Annotated in this window: 24 protein-coding genes; 13 read left to right on the forward strand and 11 right to left on the reverse strand. The window is 62.4% G+C overall.

What is annotated here, in order from left to right; translation table 11 throughout:
• The first annotated feature begins 35 nt into the window (after nt 1-35).
• Complete coding sequence (locus HS122_10320; GenBank protein MBE7538796.1) at nt 36-269, forward strand: type II toxin-antitoxin system Phd/YefM family antitoxin; 234 nt, start codon at nt 36-38, stop codon at nt 267-269.
• The gene (locus tag HS122_10325) at nt 266-622 is read left to right on the forward strand and encodes a type II toxin-antitoxin system PemK/MazF family toxin (protein ID MBE7538797.1); all 357 of its coding nucleotides are present in this window, start codon (nt 266-268) and stop codon (nt 620-622) included. The genes HS122_10320 and HS122_10325 overlap by 4 nt, the downstream gene beginning before the upstream one ends.
• A gap of 61 nt (nt 623-683) precedes the next feature.
• Here HS122_10325 and HS122_10330 read toward each other — a convergent pair whose 3' ends face one another.
• Nucleotides 684-1439 carry a DUF3445 domain-containing protein gene (locus HS122_10330; GenBank protein ID MBE7538798.1) on the reverse strand — a complete coding sequence of 252 codons (756 nt, stop codon included), beginning with the start codon at nt 1437-1439 and terminating at the stop codon, nt 684-686.
• Between the two features lie 118 nt (nt 1440-1557).
• On the opposite strand from HS122_10330, the gene HS122_10335 reads away from it, so the two are divergent.
• The gene (locus HS122_10335) at nt 1558-2445 is read left to right on the forward strand and encodes a diacylglycerol kinase family lipid kinase (GenBank protein ID MBE7538799.1); all 888 of its coding nucleotides are present in this window, start codon (nt 1558-1560) and stop codon (nt 2443-2445) included.
• On the opposite strand, the gene HS122_10340 is transcribed toward HS122_10335, so the two are convergent.
• Complete coding sequence (locus HS122_10340; GenBank protein ID MBE7538800.1) at nt 2446-3252, reverse strand: tryptophan synthase subunit alpha; 807 nt, start codon at nt 3250-3252, stop codon at nt 2446-2448.
• 188 nt (nt 3253-3440) lie between these two features.
• Between HS122_10340 and lysS the strand changes: the two genes are divergently transcribed.
• The 6 genes from lysS to HS122_10370 all read left to right on the forward strand — a co-directional run bounded on the left by lysS (nt 3441) and on the right by HS122_10370 (nt 10404).
• Entirely contained in the window at nt 3441-4940 is a 1500-nt protein-coding gene (lysS, locus tag HS122_10345) for a lysine--tRNA ligase (protein ID MBE7538801.1), read from the forward strand.
• A gap of 83 nt (nt 4941-5023) precedes the next feature.
• Entirely contained in the window at nt 5024-6256 is a 1233-nt protein-coding gene (locus HS122_10350) for an ABC transporter permease (protein MBE7538802.1), read from the forward strand.
• Nucleotides 6249-6932, forward strand: coding sequence for an ABC transporter ATP-binding protein (locus tag HS122_10355; GenBank protein ID MBE7538803.1), 684 nt, complete (start codon nt 6249-6251; stop codon nt 6930-6932). The genes HS122_10350 and HS122_10355 overlap by 8 nt, the downstream gene beginning before the upstream one ends.
• Nucleotides 6925-7914 carry a Gfo/Idh/MocA family oxidoreductase gene (locus HS122_10360; protein ID MBE7538804.1) on the forward strand — a complete coding sequence of 330 codons (990 nt, stop codon included), beginning with the start codon at nt 6925-6927 and terminating at the stop codon, nt 7912-7914. The genes HS122_10355 and HS122_10360 overlap by 8 nt, the downstream gene beginning before the upstream one ends.
• Before the next feature lie 128 nt (nt 7915-8042).
• Nucleotides 8043-9125 (forward strand): lipid-A-disaccharide synthase, encoded by a 1083-nt coding sequence (locus HS122_10365; GenBank protein ID MBE7538805.1) that lies wholly within the window; start codon nt 8043-8045, stop codon nt 9123-9125.
• Nucleotides 9126-9324: 199 nt separating this feature from the next.
• Nucleotides 9325-10404: a transporter substrate-binding domain-containing protein gene (locus HS122_10370; GenBank protein MBE7538806.1), complete on the forward strand. Its 1080-nt coding sequence runs from the start codon at nt 9325-9327 to the stop codon at nt 10402-10404.
• Between the two features lie 67 nt (nt 10405-10471).
• On the opposite strand, the gene HS122_10375 is transcribed toward HS122_10370, so the two are convergent.
• Nucleotides 10472-11419 carry an undecaprenyl-diphosphate phosphatase gene (locus HS122_10375; GenBank protein ID MBE7538807.1) on the reverse strand — a complete coding sequence of 316 codons (948 nt, stop codon included), beginning with the start codon at nt 11417-11419 and terminating at the stop codon, nt 10472-10474.
• A 177-nt stretch (nt 11420-11596) separates the two neighbouring features.
• Here HS122_10375 and trpD point away from each other — a divergent pair, with 177 nt between their 5' ends.
• The 4 genes from trpD to HS122_10395 all read left to right on the forward strand — a co-directional run bounded on the left by trpD (nt 11597) and on the right by HS122_10395 (nt 15828).
• Nucleotides 11597-12643 carry an anthranilate phosphoribosyltransferase gene (gene trpD, locus HS122_10380; protein MBE7538808.1) on the forward strand — a complete coding sequence of 349 codons (1047 nt, stop codon included), beginning with the start codon at nt 11597-11599 and terminating at the stop codon, nt 12641-12643.
• A complete protein-coding gene (locus HS122_10385; GenBank protein MBE7538809.1) occupies nt 12640-13968 on the forward strand; it encodes a phosphoglucosamine mutase in 1329 nt (442 codons plus the stop codon). Before trpD ends, HS122_10385 begins: the two co-directional genes overlap by 4 nt.
• A gap of 57 nt (nt 13969-14025) precedes the next feature.
• Nucleotides 14026-14691 carry a phosphoribosylanthranilate isomerase gene (locus HS122_10390; GenBank protein MBE7538810.1) on the forward strand — a complete coding sequence of 222 codons (666 nt, stop codon included), beginning with the start codon at nt 14026-14028 and terminating at the stop codon, nt 14689-14691.
• A 102-nt stretch (nt 14692-14793) separates the two neighbouring features.
• A complete protein-coding gene (locus HS122_10395; protein ID MBE7538811.1) occupies nt 14794-15828 on the forward strand; it encodes a beta-propeller fold lactonase family protein in 1035 nt (344 codons plus the stop codon).
• Nucleotides 15829-15879: 51 nt separating this feature from the next.
• Here HS122_10395 and HS122_10400 read toward each other — a convergent pair whose 3' ends face one another.
• The 8 genes from HS122_10400 to HS122_10435 all read right to left on the reverse strand — a co-directional run bounded on the left by HS122_10400 (nt 15880) and on the right by HS122_10435 (nt 24794).
• A complete protein-coding gene (locus HS122_10400; GenBank protein ID MBE7538812.1) occupies nt 15880-16887 on the reverse strand; it encodes an ABC transporter substrate-binding protein in 1008 nt (335 codons plus the stop codon).
• A gap of 4 nt (nt 16888-16891) precedes the next feature.
• Nucleotides 16892-17683 (reverse strand): ABC transporter permease subunit, encoded by a 792-nt coding sequence (locus HS122_10405; GenBank protein MBE7538813.1) that lies wholly within the window; start codon nt 17681-17683, stop codon nt 16892-16894.
• 12 nt (nt 17684-17695) lie between these two features.
• Nucleotides 17696-18460 carry an ABC transporter ATP-binding protein gene (locus HS122_10410; protein MBE7538814.1) on the reverse strand — a complete coding sequence of 255 codons (765 nt, stop codon included), beginning with the start codon at nt 18458-18460 and terminating at the stop codon, nt 17696-17698.
• A 122-nt stretch (nt 18461-18582) separates the two neighbouring features.
• Entirely contained in the window at nt 18583-19977 is a 1395-nt protein-coding gene (locus tag HS122_10415) for an NAD(P)/FAD-dependent oxidoreductase (protein MBE7538815.1), read from the reverse strand.
• A gap of 56 nt (nt 19978-20033) precedes the next feature.
• Nucleotides 20034-21401 (reverse strand): exopolysaccharide biosynthesis polyprenyl glycosylphosphotransferase, encoded by a 1368-nt coding sequence (locus HS122_10420; GenBank protein ID MBE7538816.1) that lies wholly within the window; start codon nt 21399-21401, stop codon nt 20034-20036.
• A complete protein-coding gene (locus tag HS122_10425; protein MBE7538817.1) occupies nt 21398-22246 on the reverse strand; it encodes a glycosyltransferase family 2 protein in 849 nt (282 codons plus the stop codon). The genes HS122_10420 and HS122_10425 overlap by 4 nt, the downstream gene beginning before the upstream one ends.
• Complete coding sequence (locus HS122_10430; GenBank protein ID MBE7538818.1) at nt 22246-23667, reverse strand: O-antigen ligase family protein; 1422 nt, start codon at nt 23665-23667, stop codon at nt 22246-22248. Before HS122_10430 ends, HS122_10425 begins: the two co-directional genes overlap by 1 nt.
• Nucleotides 23664-24794: a glycosyltransferase gene (locus tag HS122_10435; protein MBE7538819.1), complete on the reverse strand. Its 1131-nt coding sequence runs from the start codon at nt 24792-24794 to the stop codon at nt 23664-23666. Before HS122_10435 ends, HS122_10430 begins: the two co-directional genes overlap by 4 nt.
• Nucleotide 24795 lies beyond the last annotated feature (1 nt).

Genomic DNA, 24795 nt, shown 5'->3' on the forward strand with positions numbered 1-24795 from the left:
TTGACTTGGCCTCGATGGAGGCTCGATTGAGTCTCATGAAGACAATCAGGATTTCCGAGGCCAAGCGCAATTTCACCCGCATCTTCGCCCGCGCGAAGCGTGGTGAGACGGTCATACTCCAGAATGGCGACGACTACATGCAGTTGGTCCCCTGCGCGGTCTCGGATCCAGCACCGGTGTACCCTGTCGGCTCCTTTCGCCACACGGAGGAGGTGGTGGCGATGATAAACGCCGCTCCCACTGACTCCCGTCCAGTTCGCAACGAATGAAGAACAAGCACGGCGTCACCCTGCGACAATGGGAGGTGGTGAAGGTCCGCTTCCGGCCAAACGACCGCGACGAGCATCCCGCCATTGTGGTTTCCAACGATGAGCATTGCGGGGACTCCCGGCTCGCGCGACTCAATGTTCTTTACGGAACAAAGACCTCACCCGGCAATCCACCCCGGCCGCACCAGGCATTGGTCAATTCCGCTGAGGGGCTCGATTTTCTGACCGCGGTGGACTGCAGCTATTTTTACACGGTGAAGAAGGATGCGATCACCCAATCCATCGGCACAGTGGGAATTGAAAGGCGACGAGCGCTGAAGCGGACGATCATCGCGGCCTGCCGGCTTCAGTGAAGCGTCGCGATCAAGGGAGGATTTCCAGAGGGGCAACCCGAATGATTGTGGCGGTCAGGCTTCAATTCAAGTTCATCCGTGAACCGACAGGTCGTGGACGTGCGGAGTGCGCAATCCAATCCTGCGCCGCCAGGCTAACAAGTGCGGCGTCAATCAGGTTTAGTAGTAAGGACTGACCCTCTCGGATTACCCCTGTGTTTAGAATCTGGTCTTCCACGCGAATCCATGTCCGGTCCGGGGGCAGAGGCGCTTTGAGACGCGGGCGATTGAGGGAGGGATGAAGATTCAGTTCGGGCGTCGCAGCTATTCCCCAGTTGGATCGCTCATAGGCGATTCCCGGTTCGAGTCTCGACAGAAAGGTGTCGATGATTGATCCAATCGAGGAATTCAGGCCGGGCACGACTGCGTGAATGAAATCGAGGGGATGGCCGATCTTTTCGGCCAGGGCCCATGAGGAAGGGAAACAGACGACTCCCGCCATGAGGACAAACCGATTCGCGGAGTCTGGTCGAAGCAGGAGAAGATCCGATTCGAATGCCTTTCCAAGAGTGATGAGTCTGGCCGGGGCACTGCCGCTTGTGGATGGACGAAACGAAGGTTCATTCCATTCGCTGGCAAGAGATTCAAGCTGCGCCACAAGCGGCTCTGCTTCATCAATTGCGGCGACATACGGCGTGGGGTCGGCGTCGAGCCACCGACGCCTCTCCATCAGCGCCTCGCGGTTCCGCACCTGGAAAAAGGAGCGGGTGCCGCCGCGTTTGAGGGTGAGTCTGTGGCGGAAATCCTGGTTGGGAAACAGGTCGGCGAGGGCGGTCACCGCGGTTCAGCCAAGCGATCCGCGCGGGCATCGGCGATGAAATTGTGGCGATTGCGCCGTCCGTTTGAACTCGCGCGCGCCGCCTGCAATGATTGGAGATATCACGCATCGATCGGACGTGAAGACCTGTTTCATCATCAATCCCCGCGCCGGAAGGCACCGGAATCGAACGGATGTCATGAAGCGGGCGGAGGCATTCCTTTCCGTTCAGGGAAATGAGGGGCGCGTCATGATGACCGAGCGTCCGGCGCACGCACGCGAACTCGCCCGGAGCGCCGTAGGGGAAGGCTTCGACCGGGTGGTCGCCGTGGGGGGTGATGGAACGATGAATGAAGTGGCGTCCGTTCTCATCGGCACACCCGTCGCGATGGGGCTCGTGCCGCGCGGCTCGGGCAACGGGCTGGGGCGGCATCTGGGAATTCGTCACGGCGACAGCCATGCGTTTGACGTGCTGCAGTCGGGCCGGATCCTTGCGATTGATACGGGCGTGGTCAATGGGGTCCCTTTCATCAATGCAATGGGGATTGGTTTCGATGCGGAGGTGAGCCAGCGTTTCAACGCGCTGACAAAACGTGGATTCGTCTCCTACCTGTCGACGGCGGTTCGACTCTTTCTTTCGCGAAAGGCGGTGGGCTGCACGGTGCGGGCGGAGGGGGAGGGTTTCAGCGAAAACGCATTCCTGGTGGCGGTCGCCAACTCCGATCAGTATGGAAATGACTGCATCATTGCGCCGGGCGCGCGTCTGGATGACGGCCTGCTTGACCTCACGCTGATTCGCGAAGTGGGCTGGCTGCGGGCGCCGGGGCTGGGCATGCGGCTCTTCACCAGGACGCTCGATCGGAGCCCGCTGGTCGTCCGAAGTCGCGCGGCGGCTTTTGTGATCGAAAGGATGGAGGACGGTGTCATCCACACCGACGGCGAGGTGCACCACATGGGACGCCGCCTCGACATTGCGGTTCGCCCGGCGAGCCTGCGAGTGATGGTGCCTTCGGACTGGAACCGTTGATCAGGCGCGGCCCAGGCCGGCGGCTAGATCGCGTGTCACTCCACCGATCGTTTCAAGAATCCGGCCGGTGTTGCCAAGATTGTCGCGGATGCAATTGACGAGGACGGAGCCCACGACGACGCCATCCGCAGTCTGGCCCACCGTCCTGACATGCTCCCTGCGGGATATGCCGAAACCGACGACGACCGGAAGCGATGTGCACGCCTTGATCTGGCTGACTGCAGTCGCGATGTTGTCGGCGACAGCCTCGCGCACTCCGGTGACACCTTCACGGGAAACGTAGTAAATGAATCCAGTGGCCGCCTGCGTGATGATCGGGATGCGGGATGCGGGTGTCGTCGGAGCAACTATGAAAACCGTCCTGATGCCGTGTTTCCTCGCGAGATCGGACAGTTCTCCGGCTTCCTCAGGAGGCAGGTCGAGCGTGAGAATGGCGTCCACTCCCGCCTGCTTCGCGGAGGCGAGATAGGCTTCGCTGCCGTTTGAAAAGATGAGGTTGTAATACGTGTAGAAGGCTATCGGAACGCGGGGAAACTCGGCGCGCAGGCGGCGCACCAGCTCAAAGACGTGCTCGGAGGTCATGCCCGACGCGAGGGCCCGCTGTGCGGCAAGCTGGTTGGTCTGCCCGTCCGCGAGAGGATCGGAAAACGGCACGCCGAGTTCGAGAATGTCGACACCGTTCGCCAGCACGGTTCGGCAGACGGCGAGCGAGGTTTCCAGGTCGGGGTCGCCCGCGCAGAGGTAGGCTACAAGTGCGGCACGATTCTCACTGTGTGTACGGGCAAACGTGGAAGCGATGCGGTCCATGGTTGGTCGAGGTGTCAGTTGGCAGCAAAATCCCGGAAAAAGACATCAAAAAGTATCGGGCCAAGCCGGATGCGCGTTTGGGGACGCGCACAGATGACAAGGATTGGCTCCGCAAACGAGAAGCCGCATGCGGGGCCTTGAGAATGCAATTGCCCGTCCCGCGTCGCGAACCCATCGTGACGGATTCCATGACAGACCCTTTGATCGACAACACCCACGACCAGCACGCCGTCCGGCTGGCGAAGCTCGATGAGCTGCGTGCCGCGGGCAACGATCCCTTTCGCGCCCGGTTCGCAGTGAGCCATTTCTCCGAGGATGCCCGAAAGCTGCACGTGGACGGCCAGGACAACGCGGTCTCAGTCTCGGTGGCCGGCCGCATCGTGGTCATGCGCGACATGGGAAAGAGCCAGTTCGTGAAATTGTTCGATCAGCAAAGCGGCTCCGAGGCGGGACCAATCCAGATCTACGTCAGGAAGGACGTCGTGGGGGAAGCCGCGTACGCCGCCTTCAAGAAGCTGGACCTCGGGGACATCATCGGTGCGGAAGGCACGCTCTTCAAGACGAAGACCGGGGAGATCACGGTGCGGGTCGATCGATATGTGCTGCTTGCCAAAGCCCTGCGGCCGCTGCCGGAAAAGTGGCACGGATTGAGCGACCCGGAGCAGGTTTATCGCCAGCGATACCTTGACCTGATCGTGAACAGGGAGTCCCGCGAGCGGCTGCTCCTGCGATCCCGCATCGTGTCGCACATCCGGCGATTCTTGGAGTCGCGTCATTTCATTGAGGTGGAGACGCCCGTCCTCCAGAACGTCGCGGGCGGCGCGGCGGCGCGGCCCTTCACCACGCACCACAATGCGCTGGGCATGGACTTTTTCCTGCGAATCTCACTCGAGCTTTACCTGAAGCGGCTGCTGGTCGGCGGCATTGATCGAGTCTTCGAGATCGGTCGGAATTTCCGCAATGAAGGGATTTCGCGGCGTCACAATCCGGAGTTCACCATGCTCGAGGTCTACCAGGCCTACAGCGATTTTCGCGGGATGATGGAGCTGGTGAGGGCGCTGCTTCAGTCGATCTGCACGGAGGTGCTTGGGACTTCCAGGATCAGGCACGCGGCAAGCGGACAGGAGATCGACTTCTCGGGCGAGTGGCGGGAGATTTCCTACAAGCAGCTCATTCGTGAGGCGACAGGTGACGCAGAGTGGTTCGCACGCTCGAAGGAGCGGAAGGTCGAGGGGGCGGAGGCGCTTGGGCTCAAGGTCGATCCAAAATGGGAGGAGTTTGAGATCACGAACGAGATTTTCTCAAAGAAGATCGAGCCCACGCTGATACAGCCAACGTTCGTGACGCACCTGCCGAAGGAACTTTGTCCGCTGGCGAAGCTGAACCAGCAGGATCCGGGGGTTCTTGACGTGTTTGAGCTCATCATTGGGGGCATGGAAATCGCGCCGGCCTACAGCGAGCAGAACGACCCCGTTGAGCAGCGCCGCATGTTCGAGGCGCAGGCCGGGGAGGAGCGGCAGAACATCGATCATGACTTCCTCCTTGCGCTTGAACATGGCATGCCACCCGCCGGCGGCATGGGAATCGGCATCGACCGGCTCTGCATTCTTCTGTCGGGAGCGGAGAGCATTCGCGACGTCATGTTTTTTCCGCAGCTTCGCTCCCAGCCCGGAGCGGCGACATCCTGAAGCATGAATCCAACGGGCATCGACTGCCGCGCCACCGATGGCCCGACCGGCCGCCGCTGAAAGCGGGCGCATTTCACCCACCGATGCCCTGGTACCTTTATCTGGCTCTTCGGCAGCTCTTCCCTGCGGGACGCCGGTTCCCGTTCTTCACGGCTATCTCGATTCTCGGTGTGGCGCTTGGAGTGACCCTGCTGCTGGTGGTCATGAGTGTCATGGGTGGATTCGGCTTCGAGATCCGGCGGATGATCGTCGAAACCGAGGGGGAAGTTCAGATCAAGAGTTCGCAGCCGATCCAGAACTGGAGGGAACTTGTAGGGAAAATCGAACGGATTCCGGGTGTCGCTGCGGCGACTCCCTATGCGTCGGGAGCGGTCATGGTGCTGCACGAAGGAAGGCCCGCGTATCCCATGCTGCGCGGACTGGATCTGGCCTCTGTTGAGCGGGTCGTGAATCTGGCGCACTATGTGCGCGTGGGATCACTCGACGACCTTGATGACGATTCGGTGATACTGAGCTCCGAACTCGCGCGTTCGATGGACATCGTTGTGGGGGAAAGCCTTGAAATATATTCGCCGCTCATGGTGGAGCGGCTGCGAAGCGATGAGGTATTCCTGCCGCGTGAGGTCAAGGTGGTCGGCATTCTGGAGATCGGCCACCAGCAGTTGGACAGCAGCACCGTCTACTGCACGCTGAGGCTGGCGCAGGACCTTTACGGACTCTCCTCGTCGGTGCATGGCATCAATGTGCGGGCGAAAAGCGGGGTTGGGGAGGATGAACTTGCAGCCCGCATCAATGCGGCCGGACTGCCGCAGGGCATACGGGCGTTCTCATGGATGGACAGCTTTGAGGCGTTCCTGTGGGTGCTCAATCTTGAGAAGAGCATGATCTTCTTTCTGCTGCTGTTCATCGTCATCGTGGCTGCGTTTTCCGTCACCAGCTCGCTCCTCATTTCCGTTGTCAGAAAGACCCGGGAGATCGGTCTTCTCGGAGCGCTCGGAGCGCGGCCAGTTTCCATAGCAGCCTGCTTCTGCTCGCAGGGGCTCCTGATTGGCGTCATCGGAACCGTATTGGGCATCGGCCTGGGCTTTCTTGCACTGGCCCTTCGAAACGACGTCGTGATGACGCTGGCCCGTCTCACCCAGCGGGACGAGGCATTGCGGCGTTTTTACCAGTTTTCCAACCTTCCGTCGCATACCGCGGTGTCGGATGTGGTGACGATCATCGTGCTCACGATTTTCATCTCGTTTCTCGCCGGGCTGATTCCCGCCTGGCGTGCCGCGAGACTGAGGCCGGTTGAGGCCTTTCGCAATGAGTGAGCACGGCCCCGTTGAAGTCCTGCGCGCCGAGGGGATCCGCAAGTCGTTCCCCAGCGGCGATCGCCGCATAGATGTGCTGAACGGTGCGGACCTATCGCTCAGGGCGGGCGAAAGCGTGGCGATCCGGGGTGAGTCGGGCGCGGGAAAATCGACCCTTCTGAACATTCTCGCGGGGCTTGATGCGAGCGACGCGGGGCGGTTGTTCTGGGGCGCCGATCTGATCACGCCGCGTTCGGCGACGGTTCGGCGCAACGCCTATCTCGGAATGGTTTTCCAGGCGTTCCACCTCATACCCGAAATGACAGCGTGGGACAATGTACTCATGCCCTGCCGCATTGGGGGTGTGTTGAACGCATCCGCCCGCCGGCGCGCCTCGGACCTTCTCGAACGGGTCGGACTCTCCGAAAGATCCCATCACCTGCCGTCGCAGTTGTCCGGCGGCGAGCGCCAGCGTGTCGCGGTTGCGCGTGCGCTGATCAATGAGCCCCCTTTGCTTCTTGCGGACGAGCCGACCGGGAATCTCGATGAAAGGACGGGTGTGGCCGTGATCGACGCCCTTCTTGGACTCTGCGCCTCGACAGCCACCGCGCTTGTCCTCGTCACCCACAATGCCGCGCACGCCAGCAAGACGGGTCGGACCCTCCTGCTTCGCGGCGGACAGCTTCATCATGACTGATTCACTCATTCGCTGCGGCGTCGCAGGTGTCGGTTCACTCGGGCAGCACCATGCCCGCATTTACGGCACGCTCCCGGGTGCGCGTTATGTTGGATTCTTCGAAACCAATGATGTCCGCGCCGCGGAAATCCAGGGCAGGTTTGGCGGCGAGCGGTTTGCCAGTCTTTCGGCGCTGGGCGATGCCTGTGACGCGGTTTCCGTGGCGGTTCCAACCGACCGCCATGCCGCGGTGGCGATCCCGCTTCTGGCGGCGGGCTGCCATCTCCTGATTGAAAAGCCGCTGACAGCGACGCTGCCGGAGGCGGAGGAGGTTCTTGCGGCTGCAAAGGCGGCCGGTGTCCTGGTGCAGGTCGGGCACATCGAGCACTTCAATCCCGTGATGGCCTTTCTTGAAAAGGAGGTCAGCGACGCACGCTTCATCACCACGGAGCGGCTGGCTCCGTTCACGCCGAGGGGGACTGAGGTCGGCGTTGTATTGGACTTGATGATACACGACATCGGCATCGTGCTTGAACTGGTGAGGTCGCCGGTCGAGAAGATCGACAGCGTCGGCCTGAGCGTGCTGTCGAAATCGGAGGACATTGCAAATGCGCGCATCCAGTTTGCCAATGGATGCGTGGCCAATCTGAACGCCAGCCGCATGAGCCTGAAGAAGGTGCGCGAGATCCGCATCTTTCAGTCGAGCGCCTATCTTTCGTTCGATTTCATGAATCAATCCGGCCATCTGGTGAAGCGCTCCGGCATGCTGGACTACGCGGCTCGCATCATGTCGGGTGAGGTGAAGCCGGGGGACCTCTCGGCCGTTCCGCTTGAGTCGGTGCCGATCGAGAAAGGGGAGCCGCTGGCCCGGGAGCTTGCGCATTTTGTCGACAGTGTGGCCCGTGCGCGGAGGCCGAAGGTGGACGCTGTCCTGGGAAAGTCGGCGCTTGAACTGGCGATCGCGATCACCGGCCAGATTCGAGCCGCCGGAGGAAGGCGCTAGGATCGAAGGAGGATGGCGTGACGACTGTCCGTTCGCATCTTCACGAACTGGGTTTTCCGCCCGCGCGCCGCGCGGTTCCCGGAGAGGTGTTTCTGCCTCCGCCGTTCGGAGGCGGCGCCGATCTGCTGATGATTGCCGGCGAGCACTCCGGAGACGAACATGCGGCGCGATTGATTCGCTCCCTTGGGGTTTCGTCTCCCGGGCTGAGGATCGCCGCACTGGGCGGGCCGGAGATGGCCGATGCGGGGGCCCAGTTGCTTCACGATCTCACGGCGTCTTCGGTCGTCGGGCTCGTGGAGGTGCTGAAAAACTATTCCTTCTTCAGGCGCCTGTTCGATGCGACGCTGGCGTGGATAACGGAGCACCAACCCCGGGCGGTCCTTTTTGTCGACTATCCCGGCTTCAATCTCAGGCTCGCGGCGGCCTTGCGCGAACGCGGCATCAGCGTGAAGGGCGGCGGGCGGGTCAGGACGCTTTTCTACATCTCTCCGCAGATTTGGGCTTGGAAGGCGAAACGACGGTTCACGATGGCCCGGGACCTGGATGCGCTCGCGGTGATATTTCCATTTGAGGTGAAATGCTATGCGGACACCTCGCTTCCGGTCGCGTTTGTGGGTCATCCCTTCCTCGAACCGGACCACCGGGCTTCGGTCAGCTATGGGAAGAATGGCCCGATACTGCTGCTTCCCGGGAGTCGCCGGCAGGCGGTCTCGCGGATCTTCCCCGTGCTGCTTGCCGGGTACCGCGCTTATCGGAAGCGGCCTGCGGTTGTTGTGCACCCAAGCGAGCTGATCGCTGACATTGTGCGAAGCACGCCGCTGCCGCAGGAGATCTCGCTGGTGGAGGCGGGGAGTCCGGTGGCGGCGTCTGCCGTGCTGACATCCAGCGGAACGATGTCCCTGCAGTGCGCACTTGCTGGGATTCCGGGGGCGATCGCCTATCGCGCGAACCCACTCACCTACGTGATGGGGAAAATGCTGCTTCAGGTGAAGTACCTTGGGATCGCCAATCTCCTCCTTGGGGAGCCCATGTATCCCGAATACATTCAGGGCGCCGCGAGAAGCGATGTGCTTGCGAGGGAATTGATGTCCGCGTGTGAGGATCCGCAGCGCCGAGCAGATACCCAGGAACAGGCGGCCGCGTTGAGGAAAATCCTGACGCACCCGGCTGGAATCACCGCACCGGGCTGGGTGTTGAAACATCTTGGGTAGGACGAGTGTCGGATCATCCTGCCGTATGACCAACCTGTCGCGCCCGTTCTCCACGGAAGCCCGTGAACCCTGGAGATTCCTGAATTGCCCGCGGGATCCTCATGTGAATCCGGGTGGCCGCGCGACGTCGCGGCAGCCGCACCAATCTTCACTTGAAATCATTGAGCCTGTTCGTGGTGGCATGGAAGGATCGCCACTGATGAATCCCGTCTTGCGCTTGATTTCACTTCTGCTGCTGGCAATCCTGGCGCCATCGCTGAACGCCGCTTCCCCGGAAGCTGGGAGAAAGCTGGTCATTGGGACGCATGAGGCGCCTCCGTTTGCAATGAAGTCTGGCGACGGCAGGTGGAGCGGCCTCAGCATTGAGCTGTGGCAGGAGGTGGCGGCGAAACTCGGCCTCGACTACGAATGGCGGGAGCTGGAGGACCCCGAGGCGCTGGTGGGTGAAGTGGAGGCCGGCAGGGTCGACGCCTCCGTGGCGGCGATCACAGTGACGGCGGAGCGCGCGGAGAAAGTCGATTTCACCCAGCCGTATTTCAATGCCGGTCTGGGCATTGTCGTGCCTGCCAAGCGTGAGAGCGGCTGGCTCGGGACGGCGCGCGCATTCCTCTCGCTGAGTTTCCTGAAGGTTGTCGGTGCTCTGACGCTGGTGCTGCTCGGGGCCGGATTTGGCGTCTGGATTTTTGAGCGTCGCCGAAACTCGGGAGACTTTGGGGGAACGGCCGCGCAGGGGCTGGGCTCCGCCTTCTGGTGGGCCGCCGTGACGATGACGACCGTGGGTTACGGCGACAAGGCCCCGCGAACGCTTGGCGGCCGCTTGATCGCGCTCGTCTGGATGTTTACGAGCGTGATCATCATCTCGACATTCACGGCGCAGATCACGTCGTCGCTGACCCTGAACCGGCTTTCCAGCGCAGTGCACGGTCCGGCCGATCTGCCGCGCATCGTTGTGGCGACGGTCGGGGAGTCGGCGGCGAACGAGTACCTCAACGAAAACCACGTGCGCACGGTTGACGCGAGCAGTGTCGAGCGCATGCTTGCCGCGATTTCGGAGGGAACCGCCCAGGCCGGCGTCTATGATGCGCCCATCCTGCAGTATCTGCTGCTCAGCCATCCCTCGCTGCAATTGCTCCCAGGAACGTTCGAACATCGCGGTTATGCGATCGCGCTGCCACAGCAGAGTCCCTTGCGGAAGCGCATCGATATCGCCTTGCTTGAAGTGATACAGGGCGCGGCATGGAAGGCGCGTTTGAAGCGGACGCTTGGCACGCCGCTGTGATGGCTGGAGAGTCCGCTGGAGGCTTGGAGCTGCGCAACGATCAGCGACGCGACGGGGCGTGGGCCGGTCAAGTCAGGAACCATCCCGCGAGCACAGCGGCCAGGATCAGGCGATAGACAGCAAAAAGGGCGAGGCCATGGCGGGCCAGGTAGCGCACGAGAAAACGCACGGCGAGCGCGGAGGATGCTGTTGCAACAGCGGTGCCCAGGACGAGCGGTGGCCAGCCAAAGACCTCGACCATGGCGGGACCGGCCTGAAAACCCTTGTAGACGGCTGCACCTGCAAGCGTAGGAAGGCCCACCAGGAAACTGAATTCGGCGGCCCGCGCCGGGGTGAGTCCGCAGAAGTATCCACCCACCATTGTGACCATTGAACGGCTCGTGCCCGGCCAGAGCGCCAGGCATTGCATCAGGCCGATGCCGAGGGCCTCAAGGCTGGTGAGATCGTGAGGCTCCTTTCGGCTGTCTGTGGCGTGTGCGGACGAGCGGCGCCAGCGTTCGGCGAAAAACATCAGGACCGCACCGCTGATCAACGCCGCCACAACGGCGCCGATGGAAAAAAGGTGCCGGTCGATCCAACTTCCGAGATAGAAACCCGCGGCGGCCACGGGCGCGAACGCGAGGATCACATTGCGAAGCAGGCGGATGCCCGGGCCATTCCGCCCGAGCATGCCGAACAGCATGCCGAGGATTTTTTCCCAATAGAGCAGAACCACCGCAGCGATCGCTCCGACCTGAATCACAACGATGAAAGTGTCGGCGGCGAGCTTCTGGGTCAGAGGCTCCCCCGATGGGTTTTTCGACGAAGGACGCTTGTACCATCGAATCCCGCCGCTGGCGTCCCTCAGAGGCTCCTGCCCCTCAAGTCCAAGGCAGTGGTTGGCGATGATGAGATGTCCCGTCGATGAGATGGGGAGAAATTCGGTCATGCCTTCCACCAGGCCCAAAATCACGGCATCGCGGGCGCGGAGATGCGTGTCCTTGGGCGCGGCCAAGGGGGAGGCGGCTCGCTCCATGGAATCCGTGGGAATGACGGGGATCACCGGCTCGGGGCCCTGCGCCCAGATTGACACACCTAGGACACAGGAAACGAGGGCGGCTGGGAGAATGCGCACCTGGCTTGGTTTTCAGCTTTGGGCGGAGGTAGCAAATTTATTTGCCGAGCGGGTTCCTCGTCGACTCTCTCGCTGCACATGGCGCTCGAAGTCCTCACTCGCAAACTTGTTGCCGGAAATGAACTGTTGCCGGCGGAGGTGGATCTGGCTGCGGCGTCATTGACGGAGGATGTCGTTCCGGAAGCGGACAAGGTGGAGTTTCTCGCGGCGCTTTCCCGGAAAGGTGAAACGGCTGCGGAGGTGGCGGCGTTTGCGCGCAATTTTCGCGCTCGTGCCATCGATCCGGGCGTGGCGGCGTGGGCTGGCGGGGCGATCGATATTGTGGGAACGGGCGGCGATCACGCGGGCGGCTTCAATATCTCCAGCATGGTTGTGCTGGTCCTGGCTTCGGCCGGAGTGGTCGTCATGAAGCACGGCAATCGCGGCATCACCTCGAAATGCGGAAGCGCCGACTTGCTTTCCGGCCTGGGAGTCAGGCTGGATGCGTCGCCCGAGACCCTGCGCCGCGCGCTCGATGAGCTTGGGTATGTCTTCTTTTTTGCGCCCGGCTATCATCCCGCGTTCAAACACATCGCACCGGTGCGCCAGACGCTGGCCGCGCGGGGACTGAGAAGCGTCTTCAACATACTCGGCCCCCTGCTGAATCCGGGGCGGCCGGCGCACATTCTGCTTGGGGTGTTCTCGGAGGCCTGGGTGTCCACCCTTGCCGATGTGCTGGAGATCCTTGGCACGGAGGCGGGGCTCGCCGTCCACGGTGTCCTCGGTGAGGGGAGGGGGATAGACGAGCTCACCACCGCAAGTTCCAACCGCGTTCGCGGCGTGGGGCGGCTTCGTTCCATCGACGGTTGGTGGCAGCCGGATGAACTGGGGTTCGCACGATCGGAGTTCGACGGACTTCGCGGCGGGGATGTAACCGAGAATCTTGGCATCATCGATTCAATCCTCGCCGGGAGGGGACCTGCGGCGCTGGTGGACACCATCGTGCTCAACGCCGCCACCGCGCTGTGGATTGTCGGCCGGGTGCCGTCGATTCGTGACGGCACGGCCATTGCGCGTGACCTGCTGCTGGGTGGAGATGTGAGGCGGAAGATCTCCGCGACCCGTGAATTTTATCAGTCTTCATGAAGCGCATCTATTTTGGCACGGACGGAGTGCGTGGACCCTATGGGGGGCCGGTCATCAATGAGGCGTTCGCCACGAGGCTCGGCATTGCGGCTGGCCGTTGGGCGGGTGGCGTGGGAACCGCGTATGTCGGTCGCGACACCCGGGCCTCCGGTGCCTCGCTCGTGGAGGCCGTGGCGCGCGGCCTGCGGGCATCCGGACTCGACGTGATCTCATTGGGAGTGCTGCCGACCCCGGGGGTGGCGAGACGCGTGCGCGATCATGACGGGGTTCTGGGTGTGATGATCACGGCGTCGCACAATCCCGCCGGCGACAATGGCATCAAGTTTTTCGGTCGCAGGGGAATCAAGCTGTCCGATGCCGATGAGGCGTTGATTGAGGAGCACCTCCCGCCGGAGGGCCGGGCGGTTTCGGACAACGGACTTCTGCCGTCGAGCGATGGAGTCGCGGACTACATCACCGCGGTGACAGCGATGCTGCCGGCTGGTTCGCTCGCAGGATGGAGGATCGTGCTTGATACTGCGAACGGCTCCACGGTTTCGACGAGTCCCGTAGTACTGCGCGCTCTGGGAGCGGAAGTCGTTGGGATCGGCAATGCTCCCGATGGCTCGAACATCAACGCCGGCGTTGGCAGCGAGCATCCGGGCGCGCTTGTCCAGGCTGTGAAGTCGTGTGGCGCCTGGCTTGGCATCGCGCATGACGGCGATGGGGACCGTTGCGTGGTCTGCGACGAAACGGGCGATGTGCTCGACGGCGACGAACTGCTCACGATTCTGGCGACGCACGCGCTGTCGAAGGGAGCCCTGCCGAACTGCGAAATGGTGATCACCGTGCAGAGCAACATGGGCGTTGATGCCGCGATCCGTGCAGCTGGCGGCAAAGTGGCCCGGACAAGCGTGGGCGATCGCTATGTCGTGGAGCGCATGCTGGCGGACGGTGCGCTGCTTGGGGGTGAGTCCAGCGGCCATGTCGTGTGCGCCGATGTCTCCCCATCAGGCGACGGCCTTGTCGCCGCCATGCGTGTGCTCGCGGTGATGCGTGACACGGGGCGGCCGCTCTCGGAGCTTCGCAGGGTTCTCAAGAAGTTTCCGCAGGGCACGCGCAATCTTGTTGTTGCGGAAAAGCGGCCCTTGGAAACATGTCCCACGCTTTCCTCCGCAGCGGCACAACTGGAGTCCGAGCTTGGAGAAAGCGGCCGGGTGCTGGTGCGCTATTCGGGCACCGAACCCAAGCTCCGCCTTCTGGTCGAGGCGTCGGATGACTCCGTGGTAACAAAGGGGCTGGACCGGCTCGAAGCGGCGGCGCGTCATGACCTGAAAGTCATTTAGCCGATCTGCGTGCGCTCGGTTGCGCGCGCATGGCCGCCGTGTACGCTGTCACGAAACATGATCGAGGGCATACAACTCAAGATTTGCGGTCTCACCTCGCTCGTGGACGCCTGCCATGCCGATCATGCGGGCGCGGACTATCTCGGATTCATTCTCTATCCCAAGTCACCGCGCTGCGTGTCGCTGCCCCAGTTTGCCGCAATGAGGGGGCGGTTGCCGGACGGCCGGCGAACAGTGGCGGTGATGGTTGAGCCGGCGGATGCGGATCTGGCCTCGGCCATGGCGGAGGGATTCGATCGCGTTCAAATCCACTTTCGCGCCGATCATCCCCTTGATCGCCTTGAAGCCTGGAGCGGGCGGGTCGGACCGGAAAGGTTGTGGCTGGCTCCCAAACTCCCTCCGGCGATTGATGTTGCGGACGCCTGGCTGCCGCTTGCCGACACGTTTCTCCTCGATTCCTATGACGAGAGCCAGTTTGGAGGATCTGGAAGGGCGGGAGACTGGGCGAAGTTTCGACGGCATCAGATGCGCCACGGTCAGAAGACGTGGATCCTCGCCGGAGGCATCGGTCCGGGGAATGTGGCCGCCGCGCTCGAGGCGTCTGGCGCACGGGTGGTCGACATGAACAGCGGGGTGGAGGTCTCCCCCGGAATCAAGGATCACGCAAAGATCGACCGTGCGGCGCTGGCCATCCGGAGCGCGCGCCGTTCCAAAACAAGGTAGGTTCGGCGGGTGGTCCGAGACTGATGCTGCGAAACTGGCAGGGCGGCGGCGTGAGCGGGGTGGAGATTGACAATGGCAGGCTGCCGAACTGACGCTGCACGCATGTTGCGATCCCCACCTGGCCATTGGCGTCGTCTGCTGCTTGTCTTGTGCATGGTTGCGACAGCGGCCGGGCAGGGCGCCGCCAGGGCGACTTCCACAAGCGGAACACTGCTTGTCGCAAACAAGGGCACTCGGAGTCTTTCGGTGGTTGATGTTGCGAAGGGCGGACAGATCGCCGCAATTGCGGAGGACGCCGTGACCGGGCATGAAGTGATAGCTTCACCGGACGGGCGATTCGCTTATGTTCCGATCTTTGGCAATTCCGGCGTGGGCAAGCCGGGGACGGACGGTCAGTTGATCCGCGTGATGGACCTGACTCGAAACGAGATCGCGGCGACGATCGACTTTGGGCGCGGTGTTCGTCCGCATTGCGCGCAGATTCATCCGAAGACGGGGCTGCTCTATGTGACCACCGAGATTGAAAACTCCGTCACCCTCATCGATCCGAAGTCGCTTGAAATCATCGGATCCATCCCCACGGGCCATCCCGAATCGCACATGCTGGCGATCTCGCATGACGGGAGGCGTGGCTACACGGCGAACGTGGGGTCCGGAACGATTTCGGTCCTCGATCTTGAGAAGCGCTCGCTTGTCACGACGATTCAGGCAGCAGCCCGTGTTCAGCGGGTGACTGTTTCACCGGATGACCGGTGGGTCGTGACGGCGGACCAGACCAAGCTCAGGCTCGTTGTCATTGACGCAAAGACCAGCGCCGTCAGCGCATCGATCCCGCTGCCAGGCCTGGGGTACGGCACGGCGTTCACCCGCGATGGCCGGTGGCTTCTGGTTGCCCTCCCGTCGCTGAAACAGCTTGGCTTCATCGACTGGGCGAACCGGCGTGTCGTTGCGACGGTCGACGTTCCCAAGGCGCCTCAGAGCGTCCTGCTTGAACCCGGGGATGCGCGGGCGTTCGTGTCGTGCGACTCCAGCGCCCAGATAGCGGTCGTCGATGTGGCGCGGCGTGTCGTTGAAAAGTTGATACCCGTCGGCGCCGGTGCGGACGGTCTGGCCTGGGCGGTCACGCCTGTCCCGTGACTGTGCTTCCGGTCGGCGCTGGCCGCACGCAGCCATCGCGAATGCATCCGGTCAGTCCACCAGCGAATCTCCCAGGATCGACGCGTCCGCCAGTCCTTCAATGGGCACTGGCTTTGGAAGAATCTTCAGGTCGACGAGCAGGTCGATTTGCTCCCGCATGCGCCTGCGGCTGAGCTGACCGACCGCCTCGCCGCGCTCGGAATGGCCGGCGACAAGGTGATGTTCCCGGAGCGAATCCCGGCCAAAGACAAGAAAGTCGCGCGGCATTTGCGTGTTGCGTGATGTGATGAGATCGAACGCCGGAGTGGGGTCGCCGCTGATGAAGTCAGTCCAGCCGCGATTGGAAGCCGCAACGAAGACCCTGAGCGCAGCCGCATTTTCCCGGGCGAAGCGCCGCGTGGTCATGTACACCCGGTAGGGATCGAAGCCCGAATCCGAGATCAGCAGAGTCCGGGATGCGGCGCCATGCCTGCTCGCATAGTACGGCTCATTCGTGATGAAGCACTGCTGGATGAAATCCGGGTCGGCCATGAATCGCGCAATGCCGAAGTTCGAGGGGATGATGGAAAAATCGATCCGGTAGCGCGCCTTGAGGAAGGCGATCCATGCCGAACCGGGAACCGCCATGATGGTTTTCCCATTGAGATCCTCGAATTTGGAGGCGGGATTTTTCTCATGCATGAGGATCGCCTGGGGATCGTGTTGAAAGGTGACACCGATCATCACGAAGGGCTTTCCATCCTCGATGAAAAGGGCGACATCGTCGCTGCGACTCATGCCCACGTCCGCGGTGCCGGCGATCATTCTCTGCGCAACCGTCACACCAGGCCCGCCGCTGATGATGTCCACATCGAGCCCCGCGTCCCGATAGTAGCCCTTGGCCAGCGCCTGATAGAAGCCGCCGTGCTCCGCCTGGGGGTACCAATCCGTCTGAAAGCGGATTTTCACCGGTGATTCCGGCGAGTGCGTGGAACCATGCGGGCGCTCCGGCCTGCGGCATCCCGCGAGAAGCGCGAGGACGAAAACGGATGTGAGGATGAGTGTTCTGTTGAAGGTCATTCGACTACGAATCACGCCGGCTGTAGGAGTCGTGCCAGCGGTGCATGGCCAGCCAGGCGAGCAGGACGGCTGTGGCGACAAAGATGAAGCCGAGCAGGCAGCCGGTCAGCGCCGTGGCGAAGAGGGCGGACATCTTGAGCTGCGAACTGAATACGATCGCCAGGAAGCCGAGCCCGCCACCGTCGCCCGCGGAACTGCCGGCCGTGAAATCCCCCATGATTGCGCCAATCGGACCGAGTGTGGCCGCGATGCGCAGTCCGGTGAAAAAGTACGGCAATGCTGCGGGAAGACGAAGGAGGAGCATTTCCTGGCGCCTGCCGGCGCCGTACAAATGGAAGAGATCGACGAGATTGCGGTCGACGGATATCAGGCCCTGAGTGGTGTTGACGACCAGCGGGAAGAAACAGATCAGGAATGTAATGACCGACACGCTGGGAAGGCCCGGCTTCGCCCATTGCAGGATGATGGGCGCGAGCACGATCACCGGTGTCATCTGAAGCAGCATCAGGTAGGGATAGAGGCTGGCCCGCACCAGAGGTGACAAGGAGAGCACGATGGAGAGGGCCAGACTGACCAGAATGGCACCGATGAATCCAATGACGGCGCCCTGCAGGGTGTTCATCGCGGCATTCAGAAGGGCGCCGCGATGCTCGACGAAAGCTGAAAGGATCTGATCAGGCGACGGGAGCAGAAACTCCTGATCCCCGGTCAGCATGGCGCGCACGCCGTACCAGGCAGCGAGGAAAAGGGCGCCGGCAGCGACGGGCAGCATGAACGTCAGGTTCCTTCGTTTCATTGGCGCCTTGAATCAAGGAAACCTCAGATGCGACGTCCGAAGAACGCCAGATACCTCGCCGACCAATCTTTGGTAGGCCGCGGACTCGCGCGTTGTCTCGGTGCGCGGATACGGGAGGTCAACGGCGACTTCGCGAACGATGCGACCCGGGCCCGGACCCATGACAAGAACACGGTTGGACAGGAAAACCGCCTCCGAGACGGAGTGCGTGACAAAGAATGCGGTCCATGCCTCCTGCTGACGGATCGCGAGCAGTTCCTCGTTGAGGTGTTCGCGTGTCATTTCATCGAGCGCACCGAACGGCTCGTCGAGCAGCAGAATCCTCGGAAAGAGCGAAAGAGCGCGCGCAATGGACACGCGCATGCGCTGCCCGCCTGACAATTGCCGTGGGTAAAAGTCGGCGCGCGCGGACAATCCGACCATGGCGATCGATCTCTCGACCGTCGCCCGCCGTTGATCGACCGGCATGCCCTGAAGGCGGAGCGGCATCTCAACATTCTTCCTGACGGTGAGCCACGGGAGCAGGGTTGGATCCTGGAACACGTAGGCGATCCTGCTGGAGGCATTCGTTCTGGCATCGCACTCGATTGACAGCGTGCCGCTGGAAACAGGGCTCAGTCCGGCGATGAGTCGGAGAAGGGTCGTTTTTCCGCACCCACTGGGGCCGATGATCGAGACGAATTCACCCTGCCCGGCGCGGAGCGAAATCCGGTCGAGGACCAATGGACCTTCGCCGTATCGTTTGACCACATTGCTGAACTCAACCAATGCTCCCATGCGGAAGGGTTAGCTAGGCGGGTTGCTCCGGCAAAATCAACTGCGTCCCCGCCTGCGGCATTTTCTCCCGGGCGCGGCACACCCCGGACATGCGACCCGGCCGGGGTGCCATGAGACAAGCGTCATCGCTTTTGCAGGATTTTGTCGGCAATCTCTTCGAGCGGGTAGGTGAAGATTTCCGCCAAAGTGGGATGATACCAGGGTGCCTTGAGCAGATCGAAGACGCTTGCATTCATTGCGACCGGACCGGTGAAACAGTGGATCAATTCACCCGCATCACGTCCAACCACCTCAACGCCAAGGATGCGGCCCGTCCGCGGCTCGGCGGTGATTTTGACATATCCGCGCTTAGCCTCCATGAGGATCGACTTGCCGTGATCGTCGAACGGGTAGCTTGCGCTGACAAATGGCCGTCCCTGCTCGATCAGCGCGGCGTCAGAATGCCCCAGCGTGGCGATCGCGGGATCGGTGAAAACAACATTGAGCAGGAGACGCGGGTCGATGGGTTTGAGGCCCTTCGCGCCGAATGCGTGGCGCGCGGCGAGTTCGCCCTGTGCCACGGCCAGATGAACGATGTCGTGCGGTCCCGTGACGTCGCCGCCGGCATAGATGTGCGGCCGGCTTGTCTGCTGCCATCGATTCACCTGGATTCTCCCCCCATCGCCGAGTGTCACTCCGGCGGCAGCGAGGTTGAGGCCATCCGTGAGCGGTCCGCGCCCCAGTGCATTGAAGAGATGCTGCGCGCGCCGCGTGACGGACCTTCCTTCATGCGTGAAGGTGACACTCACACGGCCGTCGCTTTCGCTGACGCGCAGGAGCCTGGTGCCGGTGAAGAGCTCAATGCCCTCATCGCGAAAGGCCTGCTGCACCACCTCGCTCGCTTCGGATGAATGGGCTCTCAGCACATGGGGACTGCGTTGAATCTGGACCACGCGCGAACCGATCCGGCGAAGAAACTGGGCGAGTTCGCACGCCACGATCCCGCCGCCGAGAACAATCACGCTCCCAGGAACAAAATCCAGATCGAGCACGTCGTCACTTGTCCATGTGGTCGCTTCCTTCAGACCCGGAACATCGGGCACGAGGATCCTCGAGCCTGTGGCGATCATGAAACGATCGGCGGTGATCCTCCTCCCTCCAGCGAGTTCGACCGTATTCGCATCCAGGAAACGGGCGGCTTTCCGGAAGAGCGTGTAACGGCCCGACTTCAACGCCTTGACGCGGTAGTCGGCAAATTCGCCGATGATGCGTCGCTTGCGTGCGTGAAGCGCCTTCATGTCGACCGTGGCCGACGGAACCTTCAAGCCGAGCACTTTGGAATTCCTCGCGAGATGGAGAATGTCGGTCGAGTAGAGGAGCGTTTTCGACGGCATGCATCCGCGCAGGATGCAGAGTCCCCCGAGTTCGGCTCCAGAGTCGGCTATGGCCACGCGCCTGCCCATGTCAGCGGCCGCACGAGCCGCGTTGAAGCCGGCGGAGCCTCCGCCGATGACAAGAAAGTCGAAATGATTGCGCATGGCAGAATGTTACGCTGGCTCCCGGGAAGCGCAATGCCTGTGCGCAGGCGGGTGCTTCAACGCCCTTTGCCGAACAGCATGATGTGAACCGTCTTCAGCAGGATGGATGCGTCGAGGACGAAGGAAAAATGGCGGATGTAGTAGAGATCGTATTCGAGCTTGCGCATGGTGTTCTCGAGTGTCGCACCGTACGGATGATTGACCTGGGCCCAGCCGGTGATGCCCGGTTTGACCAGGTGGCGGAAGTGATAGCACGGAATCCGGCGCTCATAGTCATCGACAAGATTCTCCCACTCCGCACGCGGCCCGATGAGGCTCATTTCACCCCGAAGCACGTTCCAGAGCTGGGGAAGTTCATCGAGCCGGGTTGCGCGGAGCAGCCGCCCGAGCGGAGTGATGCGCTCCTCGTCACTCAGGGGGAGGGTGCCGATGTGCGGGTTCCGCATGGTGCGCAGCTTGACCAGCGAAAAGCGCTTTCGGTTCAAACCCACGCGCTGCTGATGGAAAAAGGCCGGGCTTCCGTCGCTCAAGCGCACAAGCAGCGCGCAGAGCAGGATGACCGGAGCGAAAACAACGAGTCCCGCAAGCGCGATGATGATGTCGCACAGACGCTTCAGGCGGACAAAGACCGGTTCGCGCGCCATCTGGAAGCCTTCCCGGAAAAGCCAGGTTTGATCGAGCTGGATGAGAGGAATTTTTCGCCAGTAGATCTGGTGAAAGAGCTCGAGGGTGTAGGTGGGAACGCCGCTGAAGTAGAGTTCGACCAGCGTGTCCGAAACGACGGCGGGCAGATCGAAGGACGCGTCGGGAACGACGATCGCTTCGACGGTGATGCCACCCCTGCGAATGGCCTCCAGGCACTCGCCGATGGGTCGCACGTGAAGGCTGTCGGGAAGCAACTGCGCCCCCCCGGAACCGTCCGGCACCGCAAAGATGATCCTGCGATCGAATGCGTGGTGGGAGCACTCGTTGCGGAACGCCTCACAACTGGCCTGCGTGCCAATGTAGAGCAGGTGGCGCAGCCGGTGGCGCCGCAGCCAGCGCAGGTGGAAGAAACGACGATAGCCCAGCGAGAGCGGAAGCATCACGGCGAATCCCGAGAGGATGACGAGACGGCTGCCCTGCAGCGGATAGCTCGCGGCAATGACGGCAAACGTGACAAGAAGGGTTGCAACTGTCGACGCGGCGACGGCGATCGTGTGCTGGCTCGTGTAATCGAGGCTGAGCATGTCCGTGCGCTCCTCGTATCCGTCGACCAGGTATAGGGCGATGGCCAGAAAAGCCAGCGGCCCCGCGAGGGGAAGCAGCAGCCAGTGGCCCACCGGCTGGATGCCGCGCAGCCAGGCGAGCGCGTTGAACGCCAGCACGAGCGAGACCGCGTCGAGCAGGAACAGCAGAATGGCGTGCCGGCGGGAGGAGTTCATCGGTTCGATTGTTTCAGCGACCCGATTGAAGGGGACTTGAGCCCGCTCGCGGACAGTTCCCGGAGAGCGTCGCGCGCGAACGCCTCATATCTGGCCAGGAGCCGGCAGTAGTGCAGCCCGGGCGCTCCGTCGAGCAGGCCGCCGCGAATCACAAACTGGTGGAGAAAACGAAGCGCCGGCCTGCAGGGAAGATGGTAGCTAAGGGATTTCAATGAGCGCCGACGAAGGGTGGAATCTCCCGAGAGAAATCCCCTCCAATGGATCGGCGGCCTGGTTGACAAGTGCTGCTCCGCCTCAAGCCGCGCATAGATGCGGTGCTTGTCGAGCCAGGCTGCCTCGCCGCAGGCCATGAAGTGATGCAGATAGTCGGAGTGAAGACGTGTCATCCGCATGTCGGGAGCCTCGCGTTGACCGTGGCCCGACTGAATCCAGCGAAACCTCCCGCGGTGAACGAAGCGCGCCTGAAGTGTGGGATAGTCGGTGCTGTGACGCAGCCACTTTTCGCGATAAATCATGCGCGGCGCCGCCCACGCCCCGTCGCATCGCCCCGGATCTCCCCAGGCCAGGCATTCCTGAAAGAGTTCCGGCGTGAACTCCTCATCGGCATCCAGATGAAACGCCCACGGGTGCCGGCAGCCGCCGTGCTTGTCGGCAAAGGTGCGCTGCTGGGCGAAGGATTCAAAAGCGTGCGTGAGAAAGCGGGCCCCGGCCTGCCGGGCGATCGCGGCCGTGGCGTCCATGGAGCCCGAATCCAGCACCAACATGTCATCGCACCCGCGAATCGACGCCAGGCAGGCGGGCAGGGTCTTCTCCGCATTGAGCGTGAGAACGATGACAGAGAACATCAGCGGGCCTCCGACAGGGCGGCATACCGCAGTCCTGCGAAAAAGAGAACCCACCATGAAGCCACGACGGCGGGATTCGCGAAGGGAAACTCGAGGGCCGCATAGAGTGAAACCAGCGCGCTCCCCAAAAGAAGGTACATGGCAACCGGATGACCGGCGATGTGACGTCTCAGCACCCAGAGCGGCCAGACCGCGGATGCCGCCAGCAGCAGGGTGCCCACGATGCCGATTTCGGCGAGCGACTGCAGCCAGTCGGAGTGGGCCTCCTGGTAGTAGATCGGAAGGCCGTCGGCTGGCCCGACCGGTGTTGAGTTGTACGCGGGAAAGATCCGCTCATAGCTCTCGAGCCCCCAGCCGAACCACGGCTTGTCCATGGCCATCTGCAGGGTGTCGCGGTAGAGAGCGGAGCGTTTTGGCCCCGGAATGTCGGCGCCGATGTCGGCCAGCTGCTGACGTGTCGTCTGAAGCCGGTCCAGGATTGCGGGCTCTCCCAGCTTGTAGACCGCCAGTGCGCCGGTGCCCGCAAGGATGAGGGTGAGTGAAACAACCGGCCAGGCCCTGCGTTCGTCACGGTGCCGGTGACGTGTGAGCTGGAACACGCCATGGACGAGAGCGATTGTGAGCAGGACGGCGATGAGCACCGTGGATGAGCGGGATGTGCTCAGGGGTATGGTTGCCGCGATGAAGAGCAGTGCGATTCCCCACATCAGCGCCGGCGAGTCGAGGATGTACCGGCTCTCGCGGTGGAATGCGTGATGGAACACGAGCCCAAGGCATGCGGAAGCCATGAGAATTGAGAATGCGCCCCAATGATTGTGGTAAACAAAGGTCGCGAAGAAGGCGCCGGTGGGGGCATGCTGCAGGCCGAAAAAGATGTCCTGCGCCATCAGTTTCTGAAGCGTGCCGAAGACTGCCAGGACGAATGCGTTTGCAGCCAGCACGCGAAGCAGCAGGCGCAGGGCGTGCCGGGAGCGGACGCAGAGAAACAGGTTGAATCCGGTGAGGAAGCATCCGGAGAGCAGCCAGAGTTCGCGGAGGGATCTGGCGCCGTCCGCGCTGCTTGGCCAGAGCGCCGGGATGGGGCGCACGAACCAGCGCGTTTCGCCATCAAAGGTGCGCGGAAACAGGTTGGGTGTTCGGGATGCGACCATGATCAGGACGGCAAGGATGGCCATGGGGACGAGCCACTGGAACGGACTGAATCGACCGGGCTGCCTCCGCCGTGCGCGCGCGAGGAATTCCCAGATTGTGATCGCGAAGGCCGGAGAGACCAGGACGCAGAGGATCGGCTTCGACCACCAGATTTTCCCTCCGAACATCCAGGCCGAGGCCACTATGACAAGCGCTGCGTGGGCGAGCGCCCATCGTGATCGCAGAAAGAGCGTGGAAGTGAGGGGTGACGGGAACTCCCGGGATGTCATGACGCCGTTTCGCGCGCGTGCCGGAGGCCCGCATAGAACGCCTCGAGCAGACGGCCTCCAACCGACCATGAAAATGCGCGGGCCGCCCATGCCCGGGCTCGTTGTCCACGCGCCTTCAACTGCTCCGGGCTCTCGGCAAGCGCTTCGCGCAGGGCACCGGCGTAGTCCTTCCAGGGGACGCACCAGCCGGCATCCTCGGATGCCAGCGCCTTCCACGGCGTGCTGTCGGTAACCAGCGCGGGAATGCCGGCTGCCAGGGCCTCGGCCACGACAGATCCAAAGTTTTCGGAGTGGGAGGGCAGCAGGCACAGGGATGCGGCGGGATAGGGTGCGGGGCGTCCCGCGCCGTCATGCACCTCAATCCGGTCGGATCCTCCGGAGCGATAGATATAGGAGCGGAGCTGTCTCACGGAATACTGTTCCGGGATGCCGACCAGGAGGAGCATCCAGTCCCTGGGTGCCAGTTCTATCCAGAGGTCGATCAGTTCGAGGATGCGCTTCTTCCCATGAAAGCGTGAATAGAAAAGGGCGGTGCGCTGTGTCAGCGTGGCGGGGCAGATTTCATTCCATTGGGAACGCGCGCCGGCGAGGTCGATGTCCGCCGGCACGTCGACACCGAGTGGCGCCATGCATACGGGCTGGATGAACCCAAGGTCCCGGATGTCTTGCGCTTCCTCGGCACTGGTTGCATGCCAGCCGGATGCCGCCTGAAACGCACCGGGGTGAACAAATCGCTCCGCGAAAGCCTTGTTCCAGCGGTGGTGCCGCCATGCCCATGGCGACATCATGCCGCGGGGCGAAATGACCAGCGGAACGCCCGCCTTGTTCGCAAACTGGTGAGCGGTATGAAGCGGCCTGAGCCACAGTCCGTGCACGTGAACGATGTCAGGACTGATCCTTTCAAGCGTCGAGCGAAGCCCGGGCATTGGACACAGCGCCTTGGGGAGGCCTCCGCGCAGGATCCTCACAGTCAGCGAGCCCTCCTCCTCCAATCTGGCCCCGGGACCCGACGCAAGGAGCTCAACGCGATTGCCCAGTCCAGCCTGGGCCCGGGACAGCGCGAGGACCGCCTTGCTTGGACCGCCATGCCGTGGGTCTAGGCTCGCAACGATATGGCAAATGGTCATT

The organism is Opitutaceae bacterium, assembly GCA_015075305.1.
Taxonomy (GTDB): domain Bacteria; phylum Verrucomicrobiota; class Verrucomicrobiia; order Opitutales; family Opitutaceae; genus UBA6669.

Excerpts from the sequence above, each read along its gene's own strand:
- HS122_10425 (MBE7538817.1), bottom strand. The coding sequence starts at position 22,246 with ATGTTCTCTGTCATCGTTCTCACGCTCAATGCGGAGAAGACCCTGCCC.
- HS122_10410 (MBE7538814.1), bottom strand. The coding sequence starts at position 18,460 with ATGGGAGCATTGGTTGAGTTCAGCAATGTGGTCAAACGATACGGCGAA.
- HS122_10390 (MBE7538810.1), top strand. The coding sequence starts at position 14,026 with ATGATCGAGGGCATACAACTCAAGATTTGCGGTCTCACCTCGCTCGTG.
- HS122_10370 (MBE7538806.1), top strand. The coding sequence starts at position 9,325 with ATGAATCCCGTCTTGCGCTTGATTTCACTTCTGCTGCTGGCAATCCTG.
- HS122_10385 (MBE7538809.1), top strand. The coding sequence starts at position 12,640 with ATGAAGCGCATCTATTTTGGCACGGACGGAGTGCGTGGACCCTATGGG.
- HS122_10365 (MBE7538805.1), top strand. The coding sequence starts at position 8,043 with ATGATTGCCGGCGAGCACTCCGGAGACGAACATGCGGCGCGATTGATT.
- HS122_10400 (MBE7538812.1), bottom strand. The coding sequence starts at position 16,887 with ATGACCTTCAACAGAACACTCATCCTCACATCCGTTTTCGTCCTCGCG.
- HS122_10430 (MBE7538818.1), bottom strand. The coding sequence starts at position 23,667 with ATGACATCCCGGGAGTTCCCGTCACCCCTCACTTCCACGCTCTTTCTG.
- trpD (MBE7538808.1), top strand. The coding sequence starts at position 11,597 with ATGGCGCTCGAAGTCCTCACTCGCAAACTTGTTGCCGGAAATGAACTG.
- HS122_10340 (MBE7538800.1), bottom strand. The coding sequence starts at position 3,252 with ATGGACCGCATCGCTTCCACGTTTGCCCGTACACACAGTGAGAATCGT.
- HS122_10405 (MBE7538813.1), bottom strand. The coding sequence starts at position 17,683 with ATGAAACGAAGGAACCTGACGTTCATGCTGCCCGTCGCTGCCGGCGCC.
- HS122_10435 (MBE7538819.1), bottom strand. The coding sequence starts at position 24,794 with ATGACCATTTGCCATATCGTTGCGAGCCTAGACCCACGGCATGGCGGT.
- HS122_10320 (MBE7538796.1), top strand. The coding sequence starts at position 36 with ATGAAGACAATCAGGATTTCCGAGGCCAAGCGCAATTTCACCCGCATC.
- HS122_10395 (MBE7538811.1), top strand. The coding sequence starts at position 14,794 with ATGTTGCGATCCCCACCTGGCCATTGGCGTCGTCTGCTGCTTGTCTTG.
- HS122_10350 (MBE7538802.1), top strand. The coding sequence starts at position 5,024 with ATGCCCTGGTACCTTTATCTGGCTCTTCGGCAGCTCTTCCCTGCGGGA.
- HS122_10325 (MBE7538797.1), top strand. The coding sequence starts at position 266 with ATGAAGAACAAGCACGGCGTCACCCTGCGACAATGGGAGGTGGTGAAG.
- HS122_10360 (MBE7538804.1), top strand. The coding sequence starts at position 6,925 with ATGACTGATTCACTCATTCGCTGCGGCGTCGCAGGTGTCGGTTCACTC.
- lysS (MBE7538801.1), top strand. The coding sequence starts at position 3,441 with ATGACAGACCCTTTGATCGACAACACCCACGACCAGCACGCCGTCCGG.
- HS122_10355 (MBE7538803.1), top strand. The coding sequence starts at position 6,249 with ATGAGTGAGCACGGCCCCGTTGAAGTCCTGCGCGCCGAGGGGATCCGC.
- HS122_10420 (MBE7538816.1), bottom strand. The coding sequence starts at position 21,401 with ATGAACTCCTCCCGCCGGCACGCCATTCTGCTGTTCCTGCTCGACGCG.
- HS122_10415 (MBE7538815.1), bottom strand. The coding sequence starts at position 19,977 with ATGCGCAATCATTTCGACTTTCTTGTCATCGGCGGAGGCTCCGCCGGC.
- HS122_10375 (MBE7538807.1), bottom strand. The coding sequence starts at position 11,419 with ATGGAGCGAGCCGCCTCCCCCTTGGCCGCGCCCAAGGACACGCATCTC.